We start from the raw sequence: 19,953 nt of genomic DNA on the forward strand, positions 1-19,953 counted from the left end.
TCGAATCTACCACGTCCTGCACGTACTCGCTGGTCAGGTCAGCGCGCACGAGGTTCGACTTTGCCGGACGCCTCCCGTCCGTCTAGCCGGAGCTGTCGGGCAAGGTCACATCACCGCGACGATGGCGGCATGTCGCGTGGATGCGGTTCTGGGCGCTGGCGCTCACCCGGCGGCCGGCAAGAAGTCGCGTACGCTACGGAGCGACTGTGGACTGACCCGCGGTCGCAACCGCAGGCTCTCGTGATCGACTTCGGCACCACAGGTCCCGACGCAGGGTCCACGCACAGCGCCCTCGCCGCCATCCTCTGCTCGGCGCTCCATCCGGAGTTCCTGCAGGCGTTCGGCGCAGGCGAGTCGCGGTGGTTCAGTGTCTTCGGCAAGACACTCGTGCTCGATGGCGCAGGAGTGCGCGCGGAGAGCGTTCGGTTGGCCTTCCGCCCTGACGTGGTGACCCGGCTCACCTCCCCGCAGGACGCGGCTTGGTTCGCGGTCGTCCAGCCTGATGTCGAGGCGTGCCTCTCGCGGGCCGAGCACCATATCGCCGGACTTGAGGTGCCAAAGGCGGATACTCCGCCCACGCCGCCGATGGTCGGTGATCCCGACCAGCCCGACGGGCAGGCGACGGACGCGCTCCCCCCGCTCAGCCCTCTCACCCTCGCCACAGCCGTGTCGACCGACGCGGCTGCGAAGCCGGACAGCGTCTCCGACGACCTCGGACCGCTGGGTGAGGAGATGTCTGCACACGCGCGCGAACTCGCTGCGATGCCGACGCCTCCCCCCGTCTCGCCCAAACAGCAGGCCCATCTCGAACGCATGAGAGAGACGCGCATGGGAAAGAAGAAGGCCGCGAAGGTCGATGACCCGACGAGCTTCATCGTCGAGGCACACGGGCACTCCGTGCAGGTTGTGCGCAAGGCGAACGGCACGTTCCATCGGAGGCATGCTGTCTTCGTCCGCGACGCCAAGACGGGTGCGCTCAACAAGGAAGTCCGTCAGCGGTCCTTGGACACAAGCGACCGAGCCGTCGCGCGCGGTCTCGCCGTCGAATTCCTGCGACGGGTCGCCGCCGAAAAGCGCGGAATGCCCCTGAATACGGGGGCAACGCAGGGCACCGTGGCTGACCCGGCGGACAATGGCGGCCAGACGTCGGTAATGACGGCCGTCGAGCGCTACGTCGCGTCGGAGGACATGGAACGGCTCACACCGAAGACGCAGTCCTCATACCGCAGCGCGCTGGCCGCGCTCACCGCGTCGCTCGGCCCGGAGACGGCCCTCGAGACGGTAGGGCGAAATGACCTGAAGCGGCACTGTGAAGCACGGCTCGCACCTGGTTTCCGGTACCGCCCTGTGGACCGCAACGGGCACTGGGGCCGTGTGGACATCATCAAGGCGACGGCCGTCACGGAGGGAACGGTGAACGCTGACCTGACCACCTTCGCCATCCTTTGGAACTGGTGCGCCCGCACGACGGATGGTCGCGGCGAGCCGCTGGTACGACTCAGCCTTCCGGTCATGCCGCGGCTCTTCCAGAACGACGATGCGCATCGTCCGTCAGCCAACCCTGAGCGTTCGGAGCGTTTGATCGCGTTCCTTGACGCGCTCATCGACGATCTCGAGAGCCAGATCCGGACAACGGCCGACATGACGACGAAGCAGGGGCTCGACTTGAGCTACGCCCTCCGACGTGCGCTGTTCGCGCGTGTCGGCATCGTGCTGGCCGGACTGTACGGCGTCCGCCGTGGTAGTATCGCGTCGCTGGCGTGGGAGAACGTGGATCTGGAAGGCACCACGAGCGACGATGGCCCCCAGATCACGTTCCTCCTGAAGAACACGTCCGGTGGTCGCCCGATTCGGCACAGGGTGTTGATCCCGAAGGACGAACTCCCCATGGTCAGCCTGTTGCTGAACACGGTCGGTTCGCAGGGCGCCTCGCCATATGTGTTTCCCAAGGCGACGAACGTCACGAGACACGTGACTGGCGACGAGCTTGGCGCGTGGCTCGATGGCTTCACGGAGCGGGCAGGCTTGCTCAAGCAGAAGGGTGGCATCTGGCATCCGTTCCGGCGCGGATGGGCGCAGGCGTTGCTCGCGAAGGGCTGGGACGCGCAGCAGGTCGCCAAGTACGGCGGGTGGCGCGACCTCGCGACCTTCCACAAGAGCTACGCGCTCCGCCTGCCTGAGACGGAGAAGGCCATGATCCACAGCACGCCAATGGCGCAGCTTCTGGCGCGCCGCGAAAGCGGCGGCGCCGCGGTAGACTCCCCGGCCGCAGACCACCCGGCGGAAGCCGCCATGACGCAGCCGACCAAGCGCGGGGCGATGCCGCGCAATGTGCCTCAGAGTGGAGCGCGCGTCCTGGAGTTTCCGAAGCGCCGGGATGCGGGCCGACCGGATGTGAGCCGGGAGAGCCATCGCTCCGCGCCGCGCTCGCGCCGCGATGACTGAGCGTTCGGCAGCCGTTATGACCGAGGTATGGCTGCGGTCATAAATGATATGGCTCGCTGTGACCGCAGCCATAAACGGAAAGCCCGGCGGCGCCTAAGTGCAGGCACCGCCGGGCTTTCCGTATTGCCCCTCCAGGGCTCGAACCTGGACTCTTCTGATCCAGAATCAGACATGTTGCCAGTTACACCAAGGGGCACCACAACCCGACCACCTTGCGGCCGCCGGATGCCGAAAAACTAGCCGTTCTCCCCACCCGCTTCAAGGGGACGTGACAGGCTGACGCGAATCACCACCGGCTCAGTCGGGAGCCACGCCCGCCCCGGCTAGCTTGCGCCACAGTGACCCGACCCCCACGCCGCACCCGACCCGCCGCCCTCCCCCTCCTCGGCGCCCTCCTCCTCTCCGCCACGGCCTGCCGACCCGGCTGGGACGCCCTCGGCAGCACCCACGCCCAGGCGCAGGCCAACGGCGTCACGCTCGCCGACGCCCTCTACCGCCGCTACCTCATCGTCGAACGCACACCGTTCTACGCCGCGGCCCGCGCGAAGATCGGCAAGCGTGCCCTCTCGCCCTCGGCGGTCTTCGAGGACACCACGGTCTGGACCAGCCGCCCCGACGCGAAGACCCGGCTGCTCCTCGCCGAGGGCGTCTCGACGGCGGATGGACGCTACCGCTTCACCCCGCGCGCGAACGCAGCCTACCCCGACCGACTCGCCGACGCGCGCCACCTCACCCAGCTCACGCACCTCGCGCGGGAGGGAGAGTATGAATGGCGCACCTCGGTGGACTTCGCGATCGGCTCCATGACCCCGAACGACTGGGGCACCGGGTTCCGCGGCGCGCTGGCGAGCGCCGAGGGCCGGAGTGACGCCGACCTGCGCGCCGACCTGCGCAGCACCATGCCCCGCACCACCGCCGCACTCGGCCGCATGTTCGCCCTCGACACGCTGCACGCCCAGCCACTCACCGACGGCACGACGGCGGTCACCGTCGTCATGCGCCTGCAGCCGGACCGCATGAAGGCGGAGTTCCCGCTCTACGCGAAGTTCGTGGCGAAGTACGTCGGCGGCGCCGCATTCCACGTGGTGCTGCGCGACGCGCGCGGTGCACGCTGGATGGAGATCCGCAGCGCGGATCGTCGCACCACCGTGCGGCTGCGCGTTCGCAACGGCGGCCTGCAGCCACTGGAGGGCCCGGCGCGTGTGATGCCAGACTCACTGCGGATGGTGATCGATGCCAGCTCGAAGTTCTCCATCTTCACCATCGGGTTCCGCGGCATGGAGGGCACGTTGTCGTTCGTGCGCACGCCGACGGATCGCGCGTGGGTGATGCGCTTCGACCATGCCCCGGACTGGCAACTGCCGCTGGGCGCCGCCGCCATGCTGCGCACGCCGCTGAGGCGCCCGTTCGAGCAGGGGGGCATCAGCGGCCGCGTCAGCTACCGCATCGGCGCTGCCGGCCAGACCTGGATCTCCCGCGACTTCCGCGTCGCCGTGCAGGAGTCCGCCGTCACGCGCTTCCTCGGCGGATTCAGCGGCTCCGCCTTCAGCGAGTTCGACGGGCCGGCGGAACGCGATGAGAACCGCTTCAATGCCGAGCTCTTCCAGGCCATGCGGGACGACCTGCGGGCCTTCCGCTACGGCTCGCGGCCCGGGCTGAACCCGGCGTCAGGCGGTGCGCTGGGGAGCGGCGATGAGTGACAACGAAAAGGGGCGGCGAATCCCGTGGGATTCACCGCCCCTGCACCAGCTGGGCCACGCACGCTGTCATTGGAACTCTCCGTCCTACCGAGCAGCGGCGGGCATTTGCTCTGTCAATCACACGATGGAGCTGAGGGGAATCGAACCCCTGACCTCTGCAGTGCGATTGCAGCGCTCTACCAACTGAGCTACAGCCCCGACTCTGTAGGCGCCGCACACAAGCGTGTATCGGCACCTCGCACAGTCTCCTGAAGCTAGTAACCCTCTCGCCTCAGGTCAACTCCAGCTCCCTTACCCCGGGAACCGGACTGCAGACCTGTCCTTCTGTACCCCAGACGCGCCAGATGTTCCCCCGTCACACCGCCATGCACAGATTCGACTCCCGCTTCGTCCAGGACCAGCTCACCCTTCGCACCGAGGCGCGGAACGCGGTCCGCCTCCAGCCCGAGGGGGAGTACGTCCTGTACTGGATGCAGTCCACGCAGCGGCTCGTCGAGAACTGGGCCCTCCGGCAAGCCACGCTGGAGGCCGACCGGCTGGGCAAGCCGCTGGTGATCTACCAGGGGCTGAATCCCCACTACGAGTACGCCAGCGCGCGCACCCACGCCATGATCCTCGGCAATGCCGCGGAGCTGGCGGCGCAGGCGGAGTCGCTGGGCTACACCTACCTCTTCCACCTGCGCCACCGGCTGGATGGCGACAACCGGGTGGTGGACCGGCTGGCCGCCCGGGCGGCGCTGGTCGTGACTGACGCGTTCCCGACGGCCGGGGTCGACGCCCGGACGAACCGCGTCGCCAGCCGCCTGCCCTGCCGCCTGCTGGCGGTGGAATCCCACGCCATCGTGCCGGCGGGGGCCTTCGCGAAGGAGGAGTACGCCGCCCGGACCATCCGGACGAAGCTCGCGCGGCTGCTGGACCTGAGCCTGGAGCCGGTCGCGGATGTGCCCCCGCGAAAGCGGGTCACTGCCGCGCTCCGGCGCTCGCTGGAGGTGGAGAGCCTGAACTTCGCCGGGCTGGACCTGCCCGCCGAGATCGCGCGGTGTGCGATCGACCACTCGGTGGCGGCGGTGCCCGGGGTGGCGCCGGGCCTGACGGCGGCGCGGGCCCGGCTGGAGGCCTTCTGCCAGGCGGTGCTGCCGGATTACGCCGAGCGTCGCAACGACCCTGCGGACGTCGAGGGGTCGAGCCGGCTGTCACCGTACCTGCATTTCGGGCACATCGCGGCGGCCGAGGTGGCGCGCACGGTGCGCGAGCGCGGTGCGCCGGACCAGGTCGCGAAGTTCTTCGACGAGCTGGTGACCTGGCGCGAGCTGTCGCTCAACTTCTGCGTGCGGAACCCACAGTTCGGCACGCTGGACGGCCTGCCCAACTGGGTGCGGGAGAACATGGCGCGCCATGCCGGCGACCCACGGGAGCACGTGTACTCCACCGACGAGTTCGAGCGGGCCGCGACGCATCATCCGCTGTGGAATGCGGCGCAGCGCGAGCTGCTCGCGACCGGCCGGATGCACAACGTGATGCGGATGTACTGGGGCAAGTACATCGTGCTCTGGAGCGCGACCTATGCCGACGCGCTGTCCACGATGGTGCGGCTGAACAACCGGTACGCGCTGGACGGCCGCGATCCGAGCAGCCACGCCGGCATCCAGTGGTGCCTGGGCAAGTTCGACCGCCCCTGGCAGCGCCGGCCGGTGCTGGGCACGATCCGTTACATGTCGCTGGACCTGGCGTACCGGAAGTTCGACGCGCGCGGTTACGAGCAGCGCTGGGGCTGAGGGCGGCGCCAGCCGGACCCACCGCGCTGGCGGAACGGCCAGGGCGCGGGGGGCAGACGTGACAAAGGGCGCTCCGTCACCGAGTCGGAGCACCCCTTGTGCATGTCCTGCAGACCATCGGCGTCGTCATGCGGCAGTGCTGTGCTCGCAGTCCGGACCGAGGATCGGTCGTCCGAGGTTATCGACGGGTCTCGTCGGTACCACCGCGACGGTTGCGGCTGCGTGCACCGCCACCTTCACGGCCGATCGAGGCCATGTGCGCGCGATCGCGACTGACGATCTCGCCTCCCTTCTTCCCCGCGTTGCGGGCTTCGTCGCGGGACCACTCATGAGCGGTGCCCTTTGCATGTGCCGCCCGGCCGCCCTTGGAGGCGATTTCCTTCTGCCGGTTGGGATCCATGCTGGCGAACCCTCGCGTGCTCTTTCGCGGCTTTTCGTCGCCCATAGGCGACGAGCCGCGGTCCATCGTCTCTGCCATGCAGCGTCCTCCTGCCCCGTGAAAGGTTACCACCCCGGTTTGCCCGGTCGGAGCTGGAACCAATGCAGCAGCGGCCCACCCCCTCCGCTTCCAGTCGGGGCGCGGCCGAACCGAACCGATCCAGCACTCAGGATCCTCCGGCGACGATGGCTGTTACACCGTCTCCGGACGCCCCGGGTGTTCTGTCAGGCATCCGCCTGGATTCCTGACAAGTCCTGCGAACCTCAGCCTATGCACGTTACGGGCCGCTGGCCGAGGCCGCTCTGCAATATTACACCCGTTTCCCTGACCAGACGGCAAATCCACCCGATTTCTGTCAAGATTCCGTATGGTCGAGTTCGCTAAATAGGCGGCGCTATATTCTGGCATGTCGCTCAGTCTCAGATTCCTCGGCACCTCCGCCGCACGCCCGACCGTGGAGCGCAACGTCACCGCGCTCGCCCTCGTCCGTGAAGGGGAAACACTCCTGTTCGACTGCGGCGAGGGCACCCAGCGCCAGATGATGCGCTACGGCGTCGGGTTCACCACCGGCGAGATCTTCTTCACGCATTTCCACACCGACCACGTCCTAGGCGTGATCGGGCTCACGCGGACGATGGCCCTCCAGGGCCGGACCGAGCTCCTCCGCCTCTACGGACCGCCCGGCGCACTCAAGGCGTTGCGGGCGTGCATCGCGTTCGGGGGCGAGCGCCTCACGTTCCCGGTAGAAATTGCCGAGCTCGAACCTGGCGCCGTGCTCGATCGGACCGACTATTCCGTGCACGCCATCGCCGCCGATCATCACGGCGCGTCGGCGCTCGGCTACGCGCTGATCGAAAAGATCAGATTGGGCCGATTCAATCCGGACCTCGCACGCAGCATCGGCATTCCCGAGGGTCCGCTCTGGGGACGCCTCCATCGCGGCGAACCGGTGACGCTTCCCGACGGACGCGTGGTGGATGCGACGATGCTGGTCGGCCAGCCACGCGCCGGACGCCGCGTCGTGATTTCCGGCGACACCCGCCCCACCACCGCGCTGCGCGAGATCGCCGCGCAGGCCGACCTGCTCGTGCACGAAGCCACCTTCGGCGACGACGAGGCGGAGCGCGCGGTGGAAACCGGCCACAGCACCGCCCGCGAGGCAGCGACGGTGGCGCGTGACGCCGGCGTGAAGCGACTGCTGCTCACGCACTTCTCGGCGCGCTATTCGCGCGATCCCGGGGAACTCGTCACGCAGGCACAGACGGTGTTCGCGGCCACCGTCGCGGCGCGTGACGGCCTGGAGATCGAGGTGCCGTTCGAGGCCGAAATGACCGAATCGATCCGATGAGCGCGTGACCGCGCGGACGCGGCTGCGCGACGCTCAGCTGCGCGACGGGTCGGTGTCGTCCAGGTCGTCGGGGGTGGTGACGTGCAGCTCGTCGGTCGGCTCCCATCGCGTCACCGACACTTCGCCGGGCTGCCAGAGCAGGCGCGAGGGCATGCCATCGACGACCGCGAGCCATTCCACGCGCCCGTTGCGCGGCGACCGGCAGGTGGCGCCGAGCGGCTCGAGCTCGCGCCGCAGTGCCTCCACCTCGGCCGCGCGACGGCGCACGTCGCGGTGCGCGGTGCGGGAGAGCTGCGAGTCCATGTCGGCATCGAGCGCCGCGAGCACCGTGTCGTAGCGCGTGACGGCGGCGCGCCATGCCTCCCAGGCGACGCGCAGGTCGGCCACGATGCGTTCGACGAGCGGCAGCATGCGGGTGGCGAGCGCCATCGTCATCGGTGGCGTCTCGTCGCGCGGCGGCGAGGAGACGGGCAACGGACGTGCTCGCGGGTTCTGGTCTCCGCCGATCGTCATAGTGCCGCCTGCCTGGCTGCGGTGGGGCGCGCGCGGTTGCGCAGCGACGCTGCGCGAACCTGATCCGAATAATAGCCTGACTCGCTGAATGCGCGCTGCAACGCCCGGCGCCACTGGCCGGCGGGCGCGATCAGGGAGTCGGCGACGAGGATCAGGCGCCGGACCGGGCCGCGCATCGCGAGCACCGGGCGCGGGCCACGCCGCGTGTCCGCCGTCACCATCGCCATGTCCTCGCGGTCGGCGTGCACGGTGAGGGCCAGCGTCCCGATCGCGAACGCGAGGGTCGAGTCGTCACCTTCCCGTGGCAGCGTGCCGACGGCGCCGGGCCACCACCCCGTGGCCGGGAGGGTAACCGGCTCGAGTGCATAACGATGCGCATCGTGCTCCTCGTCGATGACCTGTTCGTCATGGAGGAGAAACTGTGCGGCCAGCGAATCGTTCCGTCGCACCAGCGAGAAACTGAGCGAGTCCATCAGCAGCGCGCCGATGGCGGCGCCGGCCGCACGACCCACCGCCCCACCCTGCTTCGTCGCGAGCGACACCGCCGAGCCGATGTGCTGCCGGGCCGTCACCATCGCGTCGGCCGCGGCACGGTGCGGCACGAGGTCACCGAGCGCGAGCCGGCGGCCGGTGGCCAGATCAACGGTGGCGCGGTAGGTGTCGTGGGTGCCCAGCTCGCCGACGGTGCGGTCCACGTGCACCTCGAGACCCATCACCGGCCCCACCACCTCGAGGGGCGTGATGCTCGACTCGAGCGCCCGGCCCTCGTCCGGCGGGAGCTCCTCCTCGCTGTCGAGCCGCTCGGCGCCGGGGTGGGCCGCCACCCACGCCATCGCCTCGCGCAGGACGGTGGAATCGGCGAAGACCAGCGCACTGTCGCCGGAGACCAGGTCACGGCGATAGACGCGGGTGACGAGGAACGAGGCCTCCTCGAAGTCGATCGGATCCTCGGCGACGTAGATCTCCACCAGCCGGCCCGCGAGTTCGGCCACCAGCATGGGGGCCCGCAGCACCTGCACCGTGTCGCGGCCGGCGCGCACCCAGGCCGTGGAGTCATCCGTCACGACGAGGAACTCCGCCTCCGCCATCGGCGTCGCCGGCAGTGCGGGCCGGCAGCCAGTGCCGGCCGACACCAGCACCAGGCAGGCCGCCGCGCGGCGCAGGCACGCGCCCACCGCACGCCTCACGAGCGCAGCTCGACCCCGGCCCACCGCTCCACGAGCTTCACCGCCTCGACGTGGTCCACCTCGTCGCCCAGCTCGAGGTGCGCGATGCGCATCAGGTCGGCCGCGAGCTGCAGGGTGGGCGCGGCACCCTTCTGGCTGCGCGCGATGCCGGCGGCGATGCCGGCATCCTTGTCCAGGAGCGCGAGGCGGAAGGTGCGCGGGAAGGCGCCCGTGAGCACCCGATCCGGAAAGAGGTTCATCGAGGCGTTGGAGCGGCCCGACGAGGCATTGATGACGTCGAGGGCCACCTGTGGTGCCACGCCGGCCTTCATGGCGGCCACCAGCCCCTCGGCGGTGGACCACAGGTGCAGGGCGAGCAGCGCGTTGTTCACGGCCTTGATCGCGTCACCGGCACCGACGGCGCCGCAGTGCACGATCTTGCCGGCGAAGCTCTCCAGCACCGGCCGGGCACGTTCGAGCGCCGCGGCGTCGCCGCCGACCATGACGGTGAGGGTGCCGGCGTCGGCACCGGCCACCCCGCCGCTCACCGGGGCGTCGATGAACGCGATGCCGGCGGTGGCAAGGTCCGCGGCGATGCTGCGGCTGGTGTCCGGGTCACCGGAGGTGCAGTCCACCAGCAGGGCACCCGGCCTGATCGCGTCGCGCATCGCGTTGCCGCCATCGGCGAGCAGGGTGGCCACGTGCGACGATTCGGGGAGGCAAGTGATGATGATGTCGGCGTCGCGCACCGCATCGGCCGGGGTCGCGGCCACCCGTGCGCCCGCCGCCGCAGCGGCGCTCCCGGCGGCCCGTTCCGCCGTGCGATTCCAGATCGTGAGGGCGTGGCCGGCGCGGGCGACATGCGCGGCCATGGGGGCGCCGATGGCGCCGAGTCCGAGAAACGCGACGGAGAGTGGCATGCCGAAAGCTAAATCGGGCGGTCCACGGTGATGGGTGTGCCGGGTCGTATCTTGCGCCACATGCGGACACTCGTCGAGGTGGAGGGCATGCGCGCCGTGCACTGCGTGCGCGCGGTGCAGACGGCACTCGTGATGGTGGATGGGATCCGCTGGTGTGACGTGACGCTGGGCCGGGTGGAGGTGGAGCACGATGGTGCGGCCACCGAGGCGGCGTTGCGCCAGGCGATCGGGGTGGCAGGCTTCGCGGTGTCGGCGGTCCGGTCCGAACGCCGCCTGCCGGTGGTCGGCGAGTCGTGACAGGGGGCGTGGCTCCGGCCGCGATTCGTGGGGTTACCCCATGTGGCGGGCCGGCCTAACTTGGCCCAACGCCGCAGCGGGTGACGGGCGGCACCAGCTCCATGACGACCGGACGGTCGTCTTCCTTCCGTGACGACGGTTGCTGTGCCCGGTCAGGGCCGCCAACCGCACGAGTGACCGGTTCCTGATGGCGAAGAAGCGACGCGACGACGATCTCCCGATCGCCGCCCTGCTCGCCCCGGACATTCTCGCGCTGCTGGACGAGGCGCCGGAAGCCGTGGCAGCGGAGACGGAAGAGATGCATCCGGCCGACCTGGCGGATGTCGCGGCAGCGATCCCGCGGGACCGGGTGGTGGCGCTGCTGAACGCGCTGGGTGCGGGGCGCGCGGCCGACGTGCTGGAATATCTCGACGACGAGCTGCGCAGCGACGTCCTCGAGACGATGACCACGCGACAGGCCGCGCAGCTCGTCACGGAGATGACGCCGGACGACCGTGCCGACGCGCTCGACGAGCTCGAGGAGGAGGTGGCCGACGAGATCCTGTCGGCACTCCCGCCGGAGCAGCAGCGCGAGACGGAGCAGCTGCTTGCCTACGACGAGGACACGGCCGGCGGGCTGATGACGACGGAGTTCGTCTCCGTGCCGAGCTCGCAGCGGGTGGAGGACGCGCTGGCCAGCGTGCGCGCCATCGCGCGGGTGGGGCGCAAGGAGGCGATGTACACGATCTACAGCACCGACGAGGCGGGGCGCGTGAACGGCGTGATGTCGCTGCGCGAGCTGCTCGCGGCGCCCGACGGGGTGCCGGTGTCGGAGATCGCGTGGACCGAGGTGGTGACGGTGACCGTGCACGCGGGCCGCGAGGAGATCGTGGAGCGCACGTCGAAGTACGACCTCGTGGCGGTGCCGGTTGTGGACGAGAACATGCGCCTGGTGGGTGTGGTGACGGTGGACGACGTCATCGACATCGTGCAGGAGGACGCCACCGAGGACGTGCAGAAACTCGGCGGCATGGAGGCGCTCGACGATCCGTACATCGACTCCGGCTTCTTCACGCTGCTCCGCAAGCGGGCCGGCTGGCTGACCGTGCTGTTCATCGGCGAGATGCTGACGGCGGTGGCGATGGGCCGGTTCGAGGGGGAGATCCAGCGTGCCGCCGTGCTGGCGCTGTTCGTGCCGCTGATCATCAGCTCCGGAGGCAACTCCGGTTCGCAGGCCACGTCGCTGCTGATCCGCGCCCTCGCCCTGCGCGAGGTGCGCCTGCGCGACTGGTGGCGGGTCGCGATGCGCGAGCTGCCGAGCGGCCTGCTGCTCGGCACGATCCTCGGCGTGCTGGGCTTCGCGCGGATCGAGATCTGGGAGGCCCTAGGCTGGACGAGCTACGGGGCCGGCCACACGCTGCTGGCATTGACGGTGGCGCTCTCGCTGATCGGCGTGGTGACGTTCGGCACGCTGGTGGGTGCGATGCTGCCGTTCGCGCTCAAGCGTTTCGGGCTGGACCCGGCGAGCGCCTCGGCACCGCTGGTGGCGACGCTGGTGGACGTGACGGGGCTCGTGATCTACTTCACACTCGCATTGCTCCTGCTCCGCGGCACTTACCTGTGACGACTCCAACACCGGCGACCGCGCATCCGTGGCGCGGGACGCTGCTGGTGCTGCTCAGCGCGGCCTGCTTCGGCACGACGCTGATCTTCTCCCAGCGCGCGATCGACGGCGGCGCCAGCCTCTCGACGCTGCTGACGTATCGCTACCTGCTGGGCACGATCCTGCTCGGGATCATCGCGGGCGGACCGGCGCCGGTGCTGGCCGTCGGCGCGCGGAAGTGGCAGTTGCTGTTGGTGGGGGGTGCGGCGCAGACCGCGATCGCCGGCCTGTCGGTGGCCGCACTGCAGGTGATGCCCGCCGCGGCAGTGGCGTTCCTGTTCTACACCTATCCCTCGTGGGTGACGCTGCTGGCGGTGCTCCGCCGGACCGAGACGGTGGGCCCGATGAACGTGCTGGCGCTGGTGCTGTCCCTGGCCGGCATCGTGACCATCGTGGGCAACCCGTTCGCCGCGCAGCTCGCGCCGCGCGGCATCGCCCTCGCCCTGACGGCCGCGGTGGTGTACGCGCTGCTGATCCCGTGGCTGGGCCGGATCCAGTCGGGGTTGAAGCCGGCGGCGGCCATGACGTGGATGGTGCTGGGTGCGGGCGTGCTCTTCCTGGTCGGCGCGCTCGTGACCGGGGCGCCGCTCTATCCGGCGAGCCGGTCGCTGCTGATCAACGGTGCCGCCCTCGCGATCATCCCGACCGCGATCGCGTTCATCGCCTTCCTGCGCGGGCTGACGGAACTCGGGCCGGTGCGCACGTCCATCGTCAGCACGGTGGAGCCGTTCTGGACGGCGCTGCTGGCCGGCGTCGTGCTGGGGCAGGCGGTTGGCGTGCGCATCTGGCTCGGCGGTGCGCTGATCGCGGCGGCGATGGTGGTCCTGCAGCGAAAGCCTGCAACCTGATCGAGTGTTGCCGCGCGCGAGGCATCGTCAACAAGGTTCACGCGGAAAACGCGGAAAACGCGGAAAGGTGCCTCTACCGCGCTGCCACCCTGGAGACGGCTCGACCCGAAGAAGATGCTGTAGGAACTGCGCGTTCGCGCACGCAGTTCCTACAGCATTCCTTCAAGGTGCATTCGGCCGGACGTGGCCTTGGGGTAGGGCCTTTCCGCGTTTTCCGCGTCTTCCGCGTGAACCCTGTTGACGATCTCCGAACGACGCAGACCGTCGCGACGCTCAGGTGTCGTCGACGCGCGGGAGGTGGCGGCGGCGGTCGTTGTACGCGAAGATGCCGGCGCCGAGCAGCGCGATGGTGGCGAAGCTGAACCACTGCACGGCGTAGCTCTTGTGGGCGCCCTCGCTGGGTGGCGGCGGGACGAGGCGCGGGGGGATGCCGGCCCTGGGTGCGGTGTCGCCCAGTTGCACGAGCAGGAGGGGCTTCACGGGGTACGGCATGCCCTTCTGCACTTCGGCGAAATCGAGCGTGCGCATGATCTTCGGGCTCGTGATCCCTGCCGCACCGGAGTCGGGGGTCGAGGCCGGGAGGGCGAAGGCCAGCACCTGCGCCGTGTCGGGCTCGCGCCACGCCGCGCGGTCGACATCCTTGCCATTGGGTGAGTAGACCCAGCCGCGGTTGACGAGGTACGCCGTGTCGCGTCCGGCGACGCGCAATGGCGTGAGCAGGTTCACGCCCGGTGAGCCGCCGCGGATGCGCTGCGTGATGAGCACCTCGTTGGCGTAGTCGAAGACACCGGTGACGGTGACGCGACGGTAGCGCATGGCGGCGCTGTCGGCGGGCAGCGACTCGACCGGGACGGGGGGTGCCGTGAAGTGGGACGCGACCTCGGCGTTCAGCGCGCGTCGCCATGCGAGCCGGTCGAGCTGCCAGAACCCGAGGCGGATGCAGCCGGCGGCGATGGCGACGGCGAGCACGATGAAGACGAAGACGCGCGGGCGGGTGCCGGGCGCCGGACTGCGGTCGTCGCGCACTAGAACAGTGTCATCTGTTCGCCGAGCTGGTCCGGCGTCACCGGCACCTGGCCGAGGAGACGCTGGAGCTGGCGGACACTCTCGGGGCTGTGGCCGGAGAAATGGTTGTTCACGAAGCCGTAGATCGTCTTCACGCGCGTCTGCAGTCCCTTGATGGCGGTGGCCCAGGCGTTGAGCTCGCGGGTGCGGTCGACCTGGATGTGACTGTAGTCGGTGAAGTCCCGGTTGGGTCCCATCCAGCGCAGGTAGGCGGTGGGTGAGGTCGGGGTTTCGGCCAAGGCGAGCATCTGCTTGCGCGGGATCCAGCGGGCGTCGGTGAGCGTCAGTGCGACGCTGTATTCACGCAGCAGGGCGAGGACGCCCTCGTTGATCCATCCGCGCTGGCGGAACTCGATCGCGAACGGGATCTCGCGGACCGGGAGGGTGGGGAGGAACGCGGCGAGCGCGGGGAGCTCCGAGGGCGCGAAATCGGGGCCGAGCTGGATCAGGACGATCCCAAGCTTGTCCTCGAGTTCGCGGGCGCGATCGAGGAAGAGGTTCGTGAGGTCGGCGGAATCACGGAGACGGTTGTCGTGCGTGATTTCCTGCGGGAGTTTGAGGGCGAACTTGAAGCCCTCGGGGACCTTGTTGCCCCACCCGCGCACGCTGCGCACCGACGGAATGGCGTAGAACGTCGAGTCGATCTCGACCGTCGGGAACGCGCGCGAGTACACGCCGAGGTAATCGGGCGCTTTCGTGCCGGACGGATAGAACGCGCCGACCCACGCGTCGTAGTTCCAGCCCTGAGTGCCGAGCCGGATCGTGGCTGCCATAGAGCAAAGGTGGCAGGCGGGGGAAGGGGAGCCAAGTGCCGCTGGCGTCGGGGCAGCAAACTCCACCAGAATACGCCGGATATCGAGTCAGCAACAGTGCGTCATGGCGCCATCAACGATACGTTTCGAAGAATCCGATGCCTTCGCCGGTAAGGGCCGCACCGCCGACCCGTCCCGCGAGACGGGCCCGGCCCTTCATCTGGAGGAACCACGGCGTCGCCAGCCGACGCGCGTACGCCCCCTCGCCCCGCTCGATCAGCCCCGCGCGCGTGTCGCTCGCCACCACGTCCTCGATCGCCAGCCGCAGGTCCAGCGTGTCCGCACCGCGCACGTCGAACAGCCGTGCCGTCGCCGGACCGCGTCCGGGTCCCGCCACGGCACGCGAGTCGTCGTACGCCACCACGCGCGGCCGGAACACCGCCCGGAAGCCGAGCGAGTCCACGAGGTACACGAACAGCGGCGCCTCGGCGGCGCCCTGCGCCGCGTCAGGTGGGCGCACGCGGCCGTACAATACCGTGTACGCCCCGGCGCGCGCCGAGCCCCAGTCCCAGGTCACCCCCTGCCAGGTGCCCCAGTTGTGGTCGTGGTACGCCTGCGCCCCGTCGAATGCCGCACACGCCGCCGCGATGCAGATGCGCCCCGTGGCCGATGCGCGCAGTCCCATCACGGCATAGCCCGAGGGCGATTCGCCACCGAGCAGCGTCGCGCCGGGAAACCATGCCCGCGGCGCCGGGCTCACCACGAGGTCGATCCCGAGCGGCGCCGCCGACCCATCCTCGGCACGCGCGGTGCCGCGCACGCGGTAGTTGCCGGCCGAGTCGAGGGTCACGCTGCCGGCGCTCCCGAAATCGACGTCGGCATCGCGCGTGCTGAACCGCACCTCGCCGTTCGGCACGGCCAACGAGAAGCGCCGCGCCGCGCGGCCGGTCTCGTGCACGGTCACCAGCAACTGGCCGGCCCAGCGGCCCTGCGGCACCGCCCCGCCGACGATGTAGGTGATGAAGTACCAGTGGTTCGCGTCGGGTGAGATCACGTTGAAGTAGTGCCACTCGCCCCAGCTCTCCGGTGTCGCGGCGCCGGCCGGCGGCAGGTGGAAGTGGTCCGCATCGTGGCGCAGTTCGCGCAGTGTCGGCGCGACCCAGCGACGGTCGCCCGCGTCATTCCGCCAGTCACCCGCCGCCAGCGGTGGCGCGGCGCCGACGGCGCGGGTGGCGTCGGGAATTTCCCCCGCCGCGCGCACTGGCACCTCGCGGCCATCCGGCAGCGTGACGTAGAGCAGCCGCGATTCCACCTGCGGCGCCACGGCCAACACGTTCCCCGCCTGGCGCGGCGAGGCCAGCAGCTGGTGGTACAGGAAGCGGGCGTTGGCGATCGAGAAGAACAGCCCGCCCACACCGCCGGTCTTCATCACCTCGACATCCAGTCCCTCCGGCAGCACGGTCACGTCACCGCCGCCCACGAGCTTCTCGTCGCTGGCCTGCGCGATCATCGCGTCACCCACCGAGAGCAGCACGATCATGACCGCGACGCCCAGCCCGTAGCCGGCGAGCAGGAAGAGGGTGCGGAGCTTGCGGAAGCCGAGGTTCCGCAGCGCGAGCTGCCAGGTCACGGCTGCGCCCCGGGCACGATGCGGCCGTCGCGCATGTGGATGCGGCGACCGGCGGCGGCCGCCATCTGCGCGTCGTGCGTGACCACCACGATCGTCGTGCCGTCGGCATGCAGGCGGCGGAACAGGTCGATCATCTCGAGGCCGGTTGCGGCATCGAGCTCGCCGGTGGGTTCGTCGGCCAGGAGCAGAGCCGGCTGGTTGGCCAGTGCGCGCGCGATCGCCACCCGCTGTTGTTCGCCGCCGCTGAGCTGCGACGGCCGGTGCGTGGCCCGTGCGCCCAGCCCGACGTAGCCGAGCAGCGACTGCACGCGCGCACGCCGCACGTCGCGCGGCACCCGCGCCTCGGCCAGCGGCAGCTCCACGTTTTCGGCGGCAGTCAACGCCGGCATCAGGTAGAAGCGCTGGAACACGAAGCCGATCCGGCGGAGCCGGAACGCGGTCGCCTGCGCGTCGTCGAGGCGGTCGATGCGCTGTCCCGCGATGCTCAGCGACCCGGCATCGGGCGTGTCGACGGCACCGAGGAGGTTGAGCAGCGTGCTCTTGCCGCAGCCGGAGGGACCGACGATGGCCACCCACTCACCGGCCTGCACGTCGAAGCTCACGCCGCGCAGCGCATGCACCGCGCTGCCGCCCATGGCATAGTCGCGTGCCAGGTCGCGCACCTCCACGATGGCGGTCATGCGACGGCCTCGCGGCGCAGCGTGACGGCGATGGGCAGCGAAGCCGCGCGCCACGCCGGGTAGATCCCGGCCAGCACGCCGGCGGTGACGAGCAGGCCGAGGGCGATGCCGGCATCGCGCGGCTGGAAGACGAAGAACCGGAACGTCGCGGGCATGCCTGGGAAGTCTGCGAGGATGCGCTCGAGCCACTGCGCGGTGACGAGGCCGATGCCGATACCGGCGAGCGCGCCGGTGCCGGTGAGGGCCACGCCCTCGGTCACGACCTGCTGCACCACACTGCCCTTCCCGACCCCGATGGCGCGCAGCACCGCGATTTCGCCCGCCCGCTCGTTCACGCCGATCGTGATGAGCGTCGTGACCAGCAGCACGCCCACGGCGAGCGAGATGCTGCCGAGCACCAGCGCCAGCTGCCGGAAGTACGAGAGTCGCTGCTCCACCTGCGCGGTGGCGTCCGCGAGGGAGATGGCCGAGACGCGCGCACTCACGGCCTGGACGCGCGTGCGGACCGCGTCGAGATCCTCGCCGGCGGCGGCACGCACCATCAGCAGCGACACCTGGTCACGCCGCGATGGGCCACCGAGGTCCTGCAGTGCGGTGAGCCGCATCGCCAGCGTGGGCTGCGACGTGGCGGTGTAGAAGAAGCGGCCGACCCCACGGATGGTGAACGGGCGCCGTGCGAGCACGGTGCGCAGCTGCGGGTCGTAGCCGACGGCCAGCGAGACGGTGTCACCCACCTGGCGACCGGTGAGGGCCAGCCAGCGCTCGTTGACGACGATGTCGCCGCTGGCACTGACATCCGCGCCGCGCACGAGCTCGTAGTCACCCTGCACCGCCGGTTCGATGCCCAGCGTGAACGCCGTCACGGTGCGCTCGCCGGTGGTGACCTGCGACTGCCCGCCCAGCACCGGGCTGACGGCCGTCACGCCGCGGAGGGCGCGGATCCGCTGCACGAGTGCGGTGGCGCTGTCCATCGTCGCATCACTGTCGAATGGCAACGTGCCCTTCGGCGCCACACGCAGCTGGTAGCCGCGGATCAGCAGGAACCCCTGGAAGTTCTCGCGCATGCCCGACGCGAGCATCACCATGTCGAGCAGCAGCGCGGTGGAGACGGCGATGCCCAGCAGCGCGAGCAGGGTGCGGGCGGGGTGGCGGAGCAGCGCCAGGAACGCAAGGCGGAACGGCATCAGCGGCCCAGCAGCGACAGCGGCGGTCGCGCCACGAGCCGACGCGCCGCCACCCACCCCGCCACCGTGCCGAGCACCACCGACAGGGCACAGGCGAAGAGGATCGTCTCACTGGTGACGAGCGTGAACGCCAGCGTGGTGCGGTGCACGCCCTGGAAGTGCCAGTTCACCAGCCGCGCCATCACGATGCCGAGCCCGACGCCGAACAGGGAGCCGAGGAGCGCGATCAGGCCCGCCTCGAGCACCACCGACCGCACGATCGTGGCAGACGAGATGCCCATCATCCGCAGCGCGGCCACATCGCGGCGGCGTTCGTCGATCTTGAGCAGCAGGATGCAGAGCAGGAACGCGGCACTGGCCACGATCGTGATCACGCCGATGGCGCGATGGAAGCGCCGCACGACCTGGAAGGTGCGGCTGGTGCGCACCGCGATCTCGGCGCTCGGCCAGGCGCGGAAGCCGAAGGCGGCGGCGTTGACGGTGGTGAGCAGGGCGGCGCGGGCGCTGTCACCGCTGGTGCGGATCGCGAAGCGGTCCACGCGGTCGCCGTAGCCGGAGAGGCGCTGCAACTGGTCGAGGTGGAGCCGCGCCCGGTACTCCTGCCGCGCGATCTCGCTGGGATCGGCGCGCCGTGCCAGCAGCGCGCTGACCACGGCCCGCTCGGCGGTGCGGTCACCCGTGAGTGCGGAGATGCGCACGGTGTCGCCGAGCCGCAGGCCGGCGTCGGTGGCGAGCCGCGCATCGAGGGCGATGGTCCGCACGAGGGCCGACCGGGTCGGGGCGGAGTCGATGACCTGGGCCGCCACCGGCGCCGCCGCGAGCAGCGCCATCGGCCCCGCCAGCCAGTGGCGGATCACGCGCGGTCGGCGATGCGGACGGCGCGGGCGGCGGTGGGACCGATCTGGCGCAGCACGCTGCCCACCATCACCTCGATCGGGCCGTCGTACGGGGCGCGGGCCTGCACGTTCACCATGGCACCAGGTCGCAGTTCGAGTTCGCCGAGGTAGCGGAGCATCACGGGATCCTTGTCACTGACGCTCATGACGATGCCGATGGTTCCCACGGGCCACTCGGCGAGGGAGCTGTGGCGCGTCTCGTCGACCGTGCCGTCACGGGTGGGGATCGGCGCGCCGTGCGGGTCGAAGCGGGGATCCCCGAGGGCGTGTGCCATGCGATCGATAAGCGCGTCGCTCGCGGCATGCTCCAGCTGCTCCGCCTCCGCGTGCACGTCGTCCCATGGCACGCCGAGGACGGTGGCGAGGTAGCTCTCGAGCACGCGGTGGCGGCGCAGGGTGCGGAGGGCGGCCGCGCGGCCGCTCGCCGTGAGGCGCGCGCCGCGATACGGCTCGTGCTCCAGCAGGCCCTGTGCGGCGAGGCGGCGCACCATCCCGCTCACGCTCGCCGGCGCGAGCAGCAGCCGCTCGGCGAGCGCGTTGGTGGTGGCGGCCTTCCCGCCCTGCTGGATGTCGTAGATCGCCTTGAGGTAATCCTCGACCGGCGCCGTGAGCGCCGGGGCGGCGGGTGTGGCGCGGTGGCGGTCCACGATCGG

At 70.3% G+C, this 19,953-nt stretch carries 18 protein-coding genes and 2 tRNA genes; 7 read left to right on the forward strand and 13 right to left on the reverse strand.

Annotation, left to right across the window (positions count from 1 at the left end; genetic code table 11):
• Positions 1–240 precede the first annotated feature (240 nt).
• Positions 241–2,445: a site-specific integrase gene (locus tag IT355_16045; GenBank protein ID MCC7054785.1), complete on the forward strand. Its 2,205-nt coding sequence runs from the start codon at positions 241–243 to the stop codon at positions 2,443–2,445.
• 123 nt (positions 2,446–2,568) lie between these two features.
• On the opposite strand, the gene IT355_16050 is transcribed toward IT355_16045, so the two are convergent.
• Positions 2,569–2,641, reverse strand: a tRNA-Gln gene (locus tag IT355_16050).
• Between the two features lie 142 nt (positions 2,642–2,783).
• On the opposite strand from IT355_16050, the gene IT355_16055 reads away from it, so the two are divergent.
• The gene (locus tag IT355_16055; protein MCC7054786.1) at positions 2,784–4,145 is read left to right on the forward strand and encodes a hypothetical protein; all 1,362 of its coding nucleotides are present in this window, start codon (positions 2,784–2,786) and stop codon (positions 4,143–4,145) included.
• 125 nt (positions 4,146–4,270) lie between these two features.
• On the opposite strand, the gene IT355_16060 is transcribed toward IT355_16055, so the two are convergent.
• Positions 4,271–4,343 (reverse strand) — tRNA-Ala (locus IT355_16060).
• 167 nt (positions 4,344–4,510) lie between these two features.
• Here IT355_16060 and IT355_16065 point away from each other — a divergent pair.
• On the forward strand, positions 4,511–5,920 hold the full coding sequence (locus IT355_16065; protein MCC7054787.1) for a deoxyribodipyrimidine photo-lyase: 1,410 nt from the start codon (positions 4,511–4,513) through the stop codon (positions 5,918–5,920).
• 178 nt (positions 5,921–6,098) lie between these two features.
• Here IT355_16065 and IT355_16070 read toward each other — a convergent pair whose 3' ends face one another.
• Positions 6,099–6,398 carry a hypothetical protein gene (locus IT355_16070; protein ID MCC7054788.1) on the reverse strand — a complete coding sequence of 100 codons (300 nt, stop codon included), beginning with the start codon at positions 6,396–6,398 and terminating at the stop codon, positions 6,099–6,101.
• Between the two features lie 367 nt (positions 6,399–6,765).
• On the opposite strand from IT355_16070, the gene rnz reads away from it, so the two are divergent.
• Positions 6,766–7,707 carry a ribonuclease Z gene (rnz, locus tag IT355_16075; protein MCC7054789.1) on the forward strand — a complete coding sequence of 314 codons (942 nt, stop codon included), beginning with the start codon at positions 6,766–6,768 and terminating at the stop codon, positions 7,705–7,707.
• A 33-nt stretch (positions 7,708–7,740) separates the two neighbouring features.
• On the opposite strand, the gene IT355_16080 is transcribed toward rnz, so the two are convergent.
• From IT355_16080 to IT355_16090, 3 genes are read right to left on the reverse strand one after another with little or no spacing between them, the layout of a single operon-like run.
• Positions 7,741–8,181: a DUF2203 family protein gene (locus tag IT355_16080; protein MCC7054790.1), complete on the reverse strand. Its 441-nt coding sequence runs from the start codon at positions 8,179–8,181 to the stop codon at positions 7,741–7,743.
• A 35-nt stretch (positions 8,182–8,216) separates the two neighbouring features.
• Positions 8,217–9,407, reverse strand: a complete 1,191-nt coding sequence (locus tag IT355_16085; GenBank protein ID MCC7054791.1) for a hypothetical protein — start codon at positions 9,405–9,407, stop codon at positions 8,217–8,219.
• Positions 9,404–10,306: an NAD(P)-dependent oxidoreductase gene (locus tag IT355_16090; protein ID MCC7054792.1), complete on the reverse strand. Its 903-nt coding sequence runs from the start codon at positions 10,304–10,306 to the stop codon at positions 9,404–9,406. The genes IT355_16085 and IT355_16090 overlap by 4 nt, the downstream gene beginning before the upstream one ends.
• Before the next feature lie 60 nt (positions 10,307–10,366).
• On the opposite strand from IT355_16090, the gene IT355_16095 reads away from it, so the two are divergent.
• The 3 genes from IT355_16095 to IT355_16105 all read left to right on the forward strand — a co-directional run bounded on the left by IT355_16095 (position 10,367) and on the right by IT355_16105 (position 13,093).
• A complete protein-coding gene (locus IT355_16095) occupies positions 10,367–10,603 on the forward strand; it encodes a heavy-metal-associated domain-containing protein (protein MCC7054793.1) in 237 nt (78 codons plus the stop codon).
• A gap of 187 nt (positions 10,604–10,790) precedes the next feature.
• A complete protein-coding gene (gene mgtE / locus IT355_16100; GenBank protein MCC7054794.1) occupies positions 10,791–12,206 on the forward strand; it encodes a magnesium transporter in 1,416 nt (471 codons plus the stop codon).
• Positions 12,203–13,093, forward strand: a complete 891-nt coding sequence (locus IT355_16105; protein MCC7054795.1) for a DMT family transporter — start codon at positions 12,203–12,205, stop codon at positions 13,091–13,093. The genes mgtE and IT355_16105 overlap by 4 nt, the downstream gene beginning before the upstream one ends.
• Positions 13,094–13,366: 273 nt before the next feature.
• Here the strand turns inward: IT355_16105 and IT355_16110 are convergent, their stop codons facing one another.
• The 7 genes from IT355_16110 to IT355_16140 form a co-directional block, all read right to left on the reverse strand.
• Positions 13,367–14,119: an SURF1 family protein gene (locus IT355_16110; protein ID MCC7054796.1), complete on the reverse strand. Its 753-nt coding sequence runs from the start codon at positions 14,117–14,119 to the stop codon at positions 13,367–13,369.
• Positions 14,119–14,931 (reverse strand): DUF72 domain-containing protein, encoded by an 813-nt coding sequence (locus IT355_16115; GenBank protein ID MCC7054797.1) that lies wholly within the window; start codon positions 14,929–14,931, stop codon positions 14,119–14,121. The genes IT355_16110 and IT355_16115 overlap by 1 nt, the downstream gene beginning before the upstream one ends.
• 112 nt (positions 14,932–15,043) lie before the next feature.
• Positions 15,044–16,540 (reverse strand): ABC transporter permease, encoded by a 1,497-nt coding sequence (locus tag IT355_16120; GenBank protein ID MCC7054798.1) that lies wholly within the window; start codon positions 16,538–16,540, stop codon positions 15,044–15,046.
• On the reverse strand, positions 16,537–17,220 hold the full coding sequence (locus IT355_16125; GenBank protein ID MCC7054799.1) for an ABC transporter ATP-binding protein: 684 nt from the start codon (positions 17,218–17,220) through the stop codon (positions 16,537–16,539). The genes IT355_16120 and IT355_16125 overlap by 4 nt, the downstream gene beginning before the upstream one ends.
• Positions 17,217–18,404, reverse strand: a complete 1,188-nt coding sequence (locus IT355_16130) for an ABC transporter permease (protein MCC7054800.1) — start codon at positions 18,402–18,404, stop codon at positions 17,217–17,219. The genes IT355_16125 and IT355_16130 overlap by 4 nt, the downstream gene beginning before the upstream one ends.
• On the reverse strand, positions 18,404–19,261 hold the full coding sequence (locus IT355_16135; protein ID MCC7054801.1) for an FtsX-like permease family protein: 858 nt from the start codon (positions 19,259–19,261) through the stop codon (positions 18,404–18,406). The genes IT355_16130 and IT355_16135 overlap by 1 nt, the downstream gene beginning before the upstream one ends.
• Positions 19,258–19,947, reverse strand: coding sequence for a metal-dependent transcriptional regulator (locus IT355_16140; protein ID MCC7054802.1), 690 nt, complete (start codon positions 19,945–19,947; stop codon positions 19,258–19,260). The genes IT355_16135 and IT355_16140 overlap by 4 nt, the downstream gene beginning before the upstream one ends.
• Positions 19,948–19,953 lie beyond the last annotated feature (6 nt).

The organism is Gemmatimonadaceae bacterium, from assembly GCA_020851035.1.
GTDB lineage: Bacteria > Gemmatimonadota > Gemmatimonadetes > Gemmatimonadales > Gemmatimonadaceae > JACMLX01.

Coding starts and splice junctions, on each gene's coding strand:
- IT355_16065 (MCC7054787.1), top strand. CDS start 4,511: ATGCACAGATTCGACTCCCGCTTCGTCCAGGACCAGCTCACCCTTCGC.
- IT355_16070 (MCC7054788.1), bottom strand. CDS start 6,398: ATGGCAGAGACGATGGACCGCGGCTCGTCGCCTATGGGCGACGAAAAG.
- rnz (MCC7054789.1), top strand. CDS start 6,766: ATGTCGCTCAGTCTCAGATTCCTCGGCACCTCCGCCGCACGCCCGACC.
- IT355_16090 (MCC7054792.1), bottom strand. CDS start 10,306: ATGCCACTCTCCGTCGCGTTTCTCGGACTCGGCGCCATCGGCGCCCCC.
- IT355_16095 (MCC7054793.1), top strand. CDS start 10,367: ATGCGGACACTCGTCGAGGTGGAGGGCATGCGCGCCGTGCACTGCGTG.
- mgtE (MCC7054794.1), top strand. CDS start 10,791: ATGGCGAAGAAGCGACGCGACGACGATCTCCCGATCGCCGCCCTGCTC.
- IT355_16115 (MCC7054797.1), bottom strand. CDS start 14,931: ATGGCAGCCACGATCCGGCTCGGCACTCAGGGCTGGAACTACGACGCG.
- IT355_16125 (MCC7054799.1), bottom strand. CDS start 17,220: ATGACCGCCATCGTGGAGGTGCGCGACCTGGCACGCGACTATGCCATG.
- IT355_16130 (MCC7054800.1), bottom strand. CDS start 18,404: ATGCCGTTCCGCCTTGCGTTCCTGGCGCTGCTCCGCCACCCCGCCCGC.